Source organism: Rubritalea tangerina (assembly GCF_042683245.1).
Taxonomy (GTDB): domain Bacteria; phylum Verrucomicrobiota; class Verrucomicrobiia; order Verrucomicrobiales; family Akkermansiaceae; genus Rubritalea; species Rubritalea tangerina.
The window spans coordinates 1-766 of the sequence record NZ_JBHUJB010000052.1 but is presented as its reverse complement, the minus strand read 5'-3'; the positions used below and the strand labels follow the sequence as shown (position 1 = coordinate 766).

Below are 766 nucleotides of genomic sequence, written 5' to 3'. Positions count from 1 at the left end.
CATGTGTACGCAGTCAGTGACGACTCAGGAGACATCCTCGAACACTATCGCTATAATGCCTTTGGAGAAGTCGAGATTTATAACACCTCAGGTAACGAATTAGCAACGAGTGCTATCGATAACAAAGTGACTTGGAATAGTCGTCGTTATGACAGCGATACCAAGCTTCATTATTACAAATATAGACATTATAACCCAACATTAGGTAGATGGCTATCCAGAGATCCGATTGAGGAGCGAGGTGGGATTAACTTGTATGGGTTTGTTGGGAATGGTTCAATTTCTAGGTTTGACATGCTAGGGCTGTTTTTTTGGGGAGGTGAGTGTAAGGGTCGCCTTGACTTTGGATATTTCGAAAATGTTGAGGTAAACTATTATTTAACACTAAATAATCCTGACAATGAGAAATATTCTATATATCTAGGGTGGGGTGATGTTGTAGATATTCTTCCTGGGTTTTCTGATGACCTCGTAGAATTATTAGCGAAAAATTGGGCTAATGTTGGAGGTGGCTTAAATGCAATGCATAGAACATATTTTCTCTCAGTAGATGATGTAGAGTGTGATTGTTCGCGTTGTTGTGAAAATGATAATTTCGACTTCAGCGCTGGTTTTGTTGCTACCTTTAATGATGGAGAAGGCATTGATCCATACGATCCTCCTACCGCAGAAGAGATTGCTTCCGTTTTGGAGGACGCGACCCAAAGGCATTATAGCGATAGTGTTCGAGGATGTCTCCTGAGTCGTCACTGACTGCGTACACATG

Annotated in this window: 1 protein-coding gene; it reads left to right on the top strand. The window is 41.4% G+C overall.

The window, feature by feature from the left end; all coding sequences use genetic code 11:
- Positions 1–753, top strand: a 753-nt coding sequence (locus ACFSW8_RS12945) for an RHS repeat domain-containing protein (protein WP_377178436.1), incomplete at its 5' end; no start/stop codon positions are given.
- Positions 754–766 lie beyond the last annotated feature (13 nt).